This is a genomic window from uncultured Maritalea sp. (assembly GCF_937139385.1).
In the GTDB taxonomy this organism is placed as follows: Bacteria; Pseudomonadota; Alphaproteobacteria; order Rhizobiales; family Devosiaceae; genus Maritalea; species Maritalea porphyrae_A.
Genome location: NZ_CAKZPW010000417.1, coordinates 1 through 8,397, shown reverse-complemented (window position 1 = coordinate 8,397; position 8,397 = coordinate 1). Strand labels below are relative to the sequence as shown.

The window sequence follows — 8,397 nt, the reverse complement described above, 5'->3', positions numbered from 1 at the left end:
GACAAAAAAACCACCGAAATTGAACTTCTGCGCGCCCGTGACGAACTTGAACTCCGGGTTGAAGAACGCACCGCGGATCTTCAGCATATGGCAAACCATGATGTTTTAACCGGAACCCTTAATCGCACTGCTTTTGTAAAACAAATAGAAGTCAGACTTGCTGAAAGCGGAGATCTGAAAGCGGCCTTTATCGTTTTGGATTTAGATGGGTTTAAGAACGTTAACGATTGCTACGGGCATGCGGCGGGTGATTTGCTTTTGCAAATTGTTGCAGAACGGTTGAAGCAACGTATGGATGGCAGGACTTTGGTTTCCCGACTTGGGGGGGATGAATTTGGCATTTGCATCATATCGACAGAAATTGATGCGGCGGGCGCAAAGCAGATTTGTGAAGACATAGAACGTACGCTTGCGGCAAAAATCAAACTGGGATCCTGTGAGGTCTTTGTTGGCTGCTCTTTTGGCATATTCATGATTGAAAACAGCACCACACCGATTGCTGAAGCCTATAAGTCTGCCGATATTGCGCTCTATCGGGCCAAAAAATCAACCACCCAGACCATCATGCAGTTCGAAGATAAAATGGCCGAGGAAGCCGCTTATCGACACAAGTTGGAACAAGATTTGCGCAAGGCTGTTAACGAAGGATCACTTGGCGTTGCGTTTCAACCCCAAGTTGTTGTTCAGGGCGAGCAGCTTGTTGGCTTTGAAGCACTCGCGCGCTGGCAACACCCCGAATTTGGTGCCATTCGCCCCGACCTCTTTATCCAAATCGCGGAACAAACGGGCCTGATAAATGAGCTGGGCAAACAGGTCTTGGACCGTGCTTGCCTTGAGACAGCCAAACTAAACCGCTCATTTGATAAGTCGTTCCGCATTTCGGTCAATTTGTCGTCTCGACAATTCGACGACCACAAGCTGGTCGATTACATAGCGAATGCCTGTCGCACGCATAGTATTTCTCCCGACATGCTGGAACTTGAGGTGACAGAGAACTTGTTTTTGAATAATTCCGACCAAACAAAGGCGACGCTGGATGCGATTAGAGAGCTTGGCGCCCGTGTTGCATTGGATGATTTTGGAACAGGCTATTCTTCACTTGGCTATCTACGCCGGTTTGAAATTGACCGGATCAAGCTTGATCGCTCGTTCATCAAAGATGTGAACTGGAGCGCCAGCGATCAACGCATCGTGCGCGGCATTATCTCATTGGCGCAAAGCTTGAATATCTCGACCATTGCGGAAGGCGTTGAAACTGACCAGCAACGTGAGTTCTTAGAAGAATGTGCCTGTGACGAAATTCAAGGCTTTTATTATGGTGTGCCAAGTTCTGCGGATGTGTTGACGGATTTGATGAGCAAAGGTGGCGAACGTTATGCCATCCACCATTTACCTGATGTTTTGGCGGTTTAGAACACCTTGCTCCAATTGACCCAAATCAACGCAATTCAACGGTTTTGAGCGCAAAAGCCTCGCTTTCAGCGAGGCGAAGCGACATGAAAAAAGATCACCGTTCTGAACTACTGATGCCAGCGGGCAACTTGCGCAAACTGAAGATGGCCATTCTATATGGCGCGGACGCGGTTTATTTGGGCACGCCTGATATGAGCTTGCGCACCAAATCCCAATTCAGCTTGGAAGAAGTGATTGAAGGCGTTGCGTTTTGTCATGCACACGGCAAACGCGCCTATTTAACGCTCAATCTGTTTTCGCACAATAAAGACATCGCAAAGCTGGATGAATATGTGCAAACGGTGCGGCGGGTAAAACCTGATGGGTTGATCATCGCTGATCCGGGGGTTTTTCAATATGTCAAAAATCGTGCCCCAGAGTTGGAATTGCATATTTCCACGCAGGCGAACATTTGCTCTTGGTTGTCCGTTCAATTTTGGCAAGATCAAGGTGCGTCCTTATGTGTTTTAGCCCGGGAAGTTTCTTACGCCGAGTTGGTGGAAATCCGGGAAAAGTGTCCCGACATCAAGCTAGAGGCCTTTGTGCATGGGGCCATGTGCATGACTTACTCGGGGCGCTGTTTACTGTCGAACTTCATGGCGGAGCGCGGAGCGAACCAAGGCAATTGTGCCAATTCTTGCCGCTGGAACTACAAGCTGAAAATGCGCTTAAAAGACGGCACGGTGGAAGAGCTTGAAATCAACCAAGACAACAAGGACATGTTTGAGTTCTTGCTGGAAGAAGGCTGTCGACCGGGAGAGTTTTTGCCGATTGAAGAAGATGGACGCGGCTCTTACATCATGAATTCGCGTGATTTGAGCATTATGCCCAAGCTGGATGACTACCTCAAAATCGGTGTGGACAGTCTAAAGGTCGAAGGGCGCGGCAAGTCTGAGTATTATTGCGCCGTTGTGGCCCGCGCCTATCGTATGGCAATTGACGATTATTATGCCGACCCAGAAGGCTGGAATCCAAAGCCCTATATGGCCGAGTTGGATGCCGTCGGCAACCGGGGCTACACCCTCGCCTTTCACGAAGGTCGTTTGACCAATTACGCGCATGATTACGAACACACCGCCTCAATCGCGCAGTGGGAATATGCAGGGGTGGTGACCAAGGTCGAAGACCAAGCATTTTTGGTTGAAGTGAAAAACAAGCTCGAGGCTGGTGATGTGCTCGAATTCATCTCCCCAATTGCGCGGCACACGATCTTACTGCGGGTTTATGATTTTGAACGTGCGGAAACGGGCGAAAAAGTGGATGCTGTGCATGGGGGCACCAAAACCGTCGTCCGCTTGCCCTTCTCGCTGTTTGACCATGAAGACACCAGTGACTTGAAAGCTTGGTTTCCCGAATATTCCGTGATGCGCAAAGAGCGCGCATTGACAGACGAACAATGGAAACGGATCAAGTTCGACAAACTTACCCAAGAAGCCGAAATCAAGGGCCAGCCGAATGACGCGGCTTATCAAAAGCGACGCGATGCCTTGGTGGCCAGCATTCAAGAAGGCGGCAATGCAACCCGCTTCAAGACTAACCGCGTGGGCACAGACGGGTGCTGCGGTAAAGGGTGCAACGGATGCATGATGTTCTGGCAAGACGACCTTTACGCCAAAGCGCGAGAAGAGGTTCTAAAACGCAAACAGGGTGAGTTGTTGAGCCGTGCGGAGGCCAGTGCCATGAAGGGGGCTGCGGAGTAGCGGGATCACTTCGGGCAGTATGTGTGGACAAAAGTAAGCCCACATGCAATTTGTAAACCAATGTTTACACCCGTACAATTAGGGACCAAGCTTTGTTTGACATAGACAGCGATTTGTCGATCGGATCTGTTATACCTGACGGGTTCGACATGATATTAGTGTTGATCGTTGCTGGCATGGCATTGCTTGTTCTGCATTTTTTACGGCCGCATTGGTTAGGCTTCAAAGGCAAAACACTGTGGGATTGGATGTCGCTATTGCTGGTCCCCTCGATCATTGCCACGGCCACTTTGGTGGTCAACCATGTCCAGGCGCAGTCCAACCAATCCACCATACAAGAGAGCGCATTCCAGCAATATATTGATCGAATTTCAAACCTAGTGCTTTCTCCTCTTGATCACAACGCAACTGTTACAAATGCGGTTGCGCAGGCGCACACCGCTGCCATCTTGCAAATAGTTCGCCAAGAACGTGCCGGGCGCGTTTTGTCGTTTCTTGATCAGCTCGGTCGATTAAAAGACTTCATTCCCGATTTGGAAGGAATTGACCTCACCAATGCAGAGCTAAAAGGCTTCAATCTTGATGGACTAGAATTCGACCGGGTGCGCTTTGTTCGAGCAGATCTTGAAGGCGCAAGCCTGATCCGATCAGACTTGGAGGCGGTTAACTTCTCCGGCGCAGATCTCAAGTTCACGACAATGCATTTTGCATCATTTGAGAACACAATTATGGACAAAGCAAACCTTGCCCACGCGGATATTCGGTTTACTGATCTAAGTAAGGCGCTTGGTTTGACAAGCACTCAGCTTGCCTTGGCGTGTTTTGATGAAACCACAATTCTTCCCCAATACGTTGGCAAAATCACGCCGATTGCCAACAATTGCCAAATCAAGAACGACTAATTAAATCGCAGCGGTGCTGCCCCGCTTGATCAGCAACACATCAACCAATTGCACATTGTCCTGTGCGGCAACAGCCCGGCCAGACAATTGCCCCAATAAAGTGGTTGCGGCCAACACGCCGAGTTGGGTGCGGTTTTGCCTGATGGTGGTGAGCGAAGGGATAAACCGGTCGGCGATTTCAATGTCATCAAACCCAACAACGGAAAAATCGTTGGGCACGGATATGCCTCGTTTGTGCATTTCGGAAATGAAGCCCATGGCAATCAAATCGGACCCACAAAATACAGCGGTTGGCCGTTCGTCCATTTCGATGAATTGACGTGCTGCTTGCGCACCCGCGTCCAGCGAAAAGTCGCCACCATCAACCACCCAGCGTGGCACAATCTCTAAGCCTTGGTTGCGCATCGCGGCTTCAAAACCGGCTAGACGTTCTTTTGTCAAAACGTTGTTTCGGGGGCCCGCAATATGGCCAATTTTGCTGTGTCCGAGCTGCACCAAATGCGCAATGGCCTGCTGCGCACCGCCCCGATTGTCGCTGCGAACGGAAGGCAAGTCTGTTCCAGGCTTCCATTCGCAAGCAAATACGATGCGATTATCAGGGGTTGTTTGTGCCAATTCATTCAATACCGCGCGCGGAATGCCACCATCGAGCAGAATAACGCCATCGGCACGCGTATCGCGAAAGTACCCCGTGAGTTGATCTTGTTTGATCCCATTTGTATCCGCGATCAACACACTTAAATCTGAAGTTGCAAAAACACTTTCTATGCCTGAAAGAATTTGAGAGAAGAACGGGTTTCCAAGGTTTGGCAGCAGCACCAGAATCGCACCAGCTTGACGCTTCCGCAGGTTTTGCGCAGCCCTGTTTATGCGATAACCGGTCTTTTCAACCGCAGCTAAAACTGCTTCCCTTGTTTTTTCCGACACCAAATCTGGATTTGAAAGCGTACGACTAACCGTTGCTGTGGACACACCTGCCTCCACTGCAACTTCTTGAATTCTTGGGCCTTTTGCATTCATATCGGAAATTCCAACCTTCGCTTTATAAACAGTTGTAAACATTTTCTTGACATATGCAAATCTGTAGTGAAATATTATGTAATCGATTACAAATGAGTGTTGCAGCGCTCAATGTAATCGATTGCAGAATTTGAGTGAGATGTTGAGAAATTTGATTTTGGCATCTTGTTTATATCGAGGCACATGCCTCACCCCAGGGAGGAAGAAATGAAGTCTTTAAAAAAACTACTGGTTGCCAGCACGGCAATCTGCGGTACGACATTTGGCGCTTACGCTACTGATTTGGAAGTAACTCATTGGTGGACATCAGGCGGCGAAGCCGCAGCGGTTGCTGAGTTTGCAAAGGCATTTAATGCCACCGGCAACAATTGGGTTGATGGCGCGATCGCTGGTTCTGGCGGAACAGCGCGCCCAATTATCGTTAGCCGTATTTTGGGCGGCGACCCGATGGGTGCCACTCAGTTGAACCACGGCCGTCAAGCAGAAGAGCTTATTGAAGCTGGTTTGATGCTCGATCTGACCGATATTGCAGACGCAGGTGGCTGGCGCGACGTTGTAAACCCAACTGGCTTGCTTGATAGCTGCACTGTTGACGGCAAAATCTATTGTGTGCCTGTGAACATTCACTCTTGGCAGTGGATTTGGTTGAGCCACAAAGCATATGCAGACGCAGGTGTTGATGTTCCTGCAAACTGGAACGAGTTTGTTGCAGCCGCTCCCGCACTTGAAGCAAAAGGCATCACCCCGCTTGCTATGGGTCAGCAGTCTTGGCAAACTTCAGGCGCGTTTGGCGTGATCAACGTTGCCATTGGTGGCTTGGATCTTTGGACCAAAATCAATGTGAATAAAGACGCCGAGGCAGCAGCAAGCCCAGAAATGGCAGAGGTGTTTGAAGCTTTTGGTGCAGCACGTTCACTTTCTGCTGGTTCAAATGTTCAAGACTGGAACCAAGCCACAAACATGGTGATCACCGGTCAAGCTGGCGGTCAAATCATGGGTGACTGGGCACAAGGCGAATTCCAAGTTGCAGGTCAAACTGCTGGAGTGGACTACAGCTGTCTTCCAGGTTTGGGTGTGAACGAAATCATCTCAACTGGTGGTGATGCATTCTACTTCCCTAAGAATGACGATCCAGCGATTACAGCCGCACAAAAAGAACTTGCCGCGCTGATGATTTCACAACCAGTACAAGTTGCGTTCAACTTGAAAAAAGGTTCGCTGCCTGTTCGTGGTGATATCGACATGAGCACAGCCAACGATTGCATGCAAAAAGGCCTATCAATCTTGGCTGCTGGCAACATTATGCCAGACGGTGCTCAAGTACTCACACCTGATACAACATCACGTGTTGAAGACTTGCTCGTTGAGTTCTGGAACGACACCAGCATGACACCAGCTGACGCCCAAGCACAATACGCTCAAATTATCTCAGAAGCGGAATAATCCTCCCGCGTGACCGCTTGTCCCAAAAATGATTTGGGGCAAGCGTTCATTGAAGCGTAGCATCGTGTCGGGTCTTGTAGCCCCGGCACGAACAATTCATCTGAGTTGAAAGGTGGTTAGTCATGGCTAGATCCGTGAGGCCAAACCAAATCTTTAGAAACGTCAACGCCAAAATCGCAGCGATCCCGATGGTCCTGACAGCAATGGTGGTTTTCGTTGGCTGTACGATTTGGACTGTTGTGCATTCTTTTACGAACTCCAAACTTTTGCCAAAACTCGACTTTGTAGGGTTTGCACAATATGAGCGCCTTTGGGCCACTCGGCGTTGGTTGATCTCTATTGAGAACCTAGCGATTTACGGCATTTGTTCATTGATCTTTTCATTTGCAGTCGGCTTTTTGCTGGCAGCGCTTATGGATCAAAAAATCCGGTTTGAGAACACGTTTCGGACCATCATCCTGTACCCATTTGCATTGAGCTTTGTGGTGACGGGCCTTGTATGGCAGTGGATTTTGAACCCAGAGTTTGGCGTCCAAAATGTTATTCGCAGCATCGGTTTTTCTAATTTCACCTTTGATCCGCTGTACGATGCCAATATCGTAATTTTTGGCATTTTGATTGCTGGGCTTTGGCAAGGCACGGGCTTCATTATGGTCATTATGCTTGCCGGTTTGCGTGGCATCGATGTGGACATTTGGAAAGCATCTCGCGTGGACGGTATTCCAAAATGGAAGACTTACCTATTCGTTGTTATCCCCATGATGCGACCTGTGTTTATTACAGCACTGGTGCTGATCTCTGCGGGCATTGTTAAGGTCTACGACCTTGTGATCGCCCAAACGAATGGTGGTCCGGGCATCGCGTCTGAGGTTCCAGCCAAATATGTAATGGACACCATGTTCAGAAACCAAAACCTGGGCCAAGGCTTTGCCGCTTCAACCATGATGCTTGTGAGCGTGTTGGTGATCCTGATCCCATGGGCATATCTAGAATTTGGGGGTCGTAAAAATGACAAATAACACTGAGACGACTTCAACGCTAATGGCAGGCCCTCGTGGTCCAAAGCCAACCAAGCTGCTTTCACCCCGCAACATCATGCTTTACGGCACCTTGATCGTTGTCGCACTTTATTACTTGTTGCCTTTGTATGTGATGGTGGTGACCTCGCTTAAAGGCATGCCAGAAATTCGGCTGGGCAACATTTTCTCACCACCAGTTGAGATTACAACTACCCCCTGGACCAGAGCATGGTCCGAAGCGTGCACAGGGCTAAACTGTGAAGGCTTGAGCCGCGGTTTTTGGAATTCTGTTCGTATTCTTTTGCCATCGGTTGCCCTTTCAATCGCTATTGCATCGGTAAATGGGTACGCGCTTGCCAATTGGAAATTCAAAGGTGCAAATGTCTTCTTCACCATTCTGATCTTTGGCGCGTTTATCCCCTATCAGGTTATGATCTACCCAATCGTAATCATATTGCGTGAACTGAAACTTTTTGGCAGCCTAGGTGGCCTTGTTCTCGTGCATACCGTTTTTGGCATGCCCATACTGACGCTATTGTTCCGAAACTATTTCACCTCGCTCCCTGAAGAACTTTTCAAAGCGGCGCGCGTTGATGGCGCAGGGTTTTGGGGCATCTATTTCCGCATAATGCTGCCCATGTCATTGCCCATCTTTGTGGTGGCAATGATCTTGCAGGTCACCGGCATTTGGAACGACTTCTTGTTTGGGGTGGTTTTCTCTGGGGTCGATAATCTACCTATTACAGTAGCACTTAATAATTTAGTAAATACGAGTTTTGCCGGCAAAGAATATAACGTCGACATGGCTGCTGCTTTGATGGCAGCACTACCAACCATACTTGTTTATATCTTCGCTGGTAA

General features: G+C 49.0%; 7 protein-coding genes. 6 read left to right on the top strand and 1 reads right to left on the bottom strand.

Going from position 1 to position 8,397, the window contains the following annotated elements:
• From Q0231_RS16420 to Q0231_RS16410, 3 genes are all read left to right on the top strand, one after another.
• Window positions 1-1,413, top strand: a 1,413-nt coding sequence (locus Q0231_RS16420; RefSeq protein WP_299349316.1) for an EAL domain-containing protein, incomplete at its 5' end; no start/stop codon positions are given.
• Between the two features lie 83 nt (window positions 1,414-1,496).
• Complete coding sequence (locus Q0231_RS16415) at window positions 1,497-3,152, top strand: U32 family peptidase C-terminal domain-containing protein (protein WP_269392695.1); 1,656 nt, start codon at window positions 1,497-1,499, stop codon at window positions 3,150-3,152.
• Between the two features lie 92 nt (window positions 3,153-3,244).
• Window positions 3,245-4,054 (top strand): pentapeptide repeat-containing protein, encoded by an 810-nt coding sequence (locus Q0231_RS16410; protein WP_269392696.1) that lies wholly within the window; start codon window positions 3,245-3,247, stop codon window positions 4,052-4,054.
• On the opposite strand, the gene Q0231_RS16405 is transcribed toward Q0231_RS16410, so the two are convergent.
• Complete coding sequence (locus tag Q0231_RS16405) at window positions 4,055-5,074, bottom strand: LacI family DNA-binding transcriptional regulator (protein WP_269392697.1); 1,020 nt, start codon at window positions 5,072-5,074, stop codon at window positions 4,055-4,057.
• Window positions 5,075-5,281: 207 nt separating this feature from the next.
• Here Q0231_RS16405 and Q0231_RS16400 point away from each other — a divergent pair, with 207 nt between their 5' ends.
• From Q0231_RS16400 to Q0231_RS16390, 3 genes are all read left to right on the top strand, one after another.
• Window positions 5,282-6,517 carry an ABC transporter substrate-binding protein gene (locus Q0231_RS16400; protein ID WP_269392698.1) on the top strand — a complete coding sequence of 412 codons (1,236 nt, stop codon included), beginning with the start codon at window positions 5,282-5,284 and terminating at the stop codon, window positions 6,515-6,517.
• Between the two features lie 122 nt (window positions 6,518-6,639).
• Window positions 6,640-7,536, top strand: coding sequence for a sugar ABC transporter permease (locus Q0231_RS16395; RefSeq protein WP_299349308.1), 897 nt, complete (start codon window positions 6,640-6,642; stop codon window positions 7,534-7,536).
• On the top strand, window positions 7,526-8,397 hold an 872-nt coding region (locus tag Q0231_RS16390), incomplete at its 3' end, for a carbohydrate ABC transporter permease (protein ID WP_299349304.1). The genes Q0231_RS16395 and Q0231_RS16390, both read left to right, overlap by 11 nt.

What these genes read in the sequence shown, in the direction of transcription:
- Q0231_RS16400 (WP_269392698.1), top strand. Translation starts at nt 5,282, where the DNA reads ATGAAGTCTTTAAAAAAACTACTGGTTGCCAGCACGGCAATCTGCGGT.
- Q0231_RS16405 (WP_269392697.1), bottom strand. Translation starts at nt 5,074, where the DNA reads ATGAATGCAAAAGGCCCAAGAATTCAAGAAGTTGCAGTGGAGGCAGGT.
- Q0231_RS16395 (WP_299349308.1), top strand. Translation starts at nt 6,640, where the DNA reads ATGGCTAGATCCGTGAGGCCAAACCAAATCTTTAGAAACGTCAACGCC.
- Q0231_RS16415 (WP_269392695.1), top strand. Translation starts at nt 1,497, where the DNA reads ATGAAAAAAGATCACCGTTCTGAACTACTGATGCCAGCGGGCAACTTG.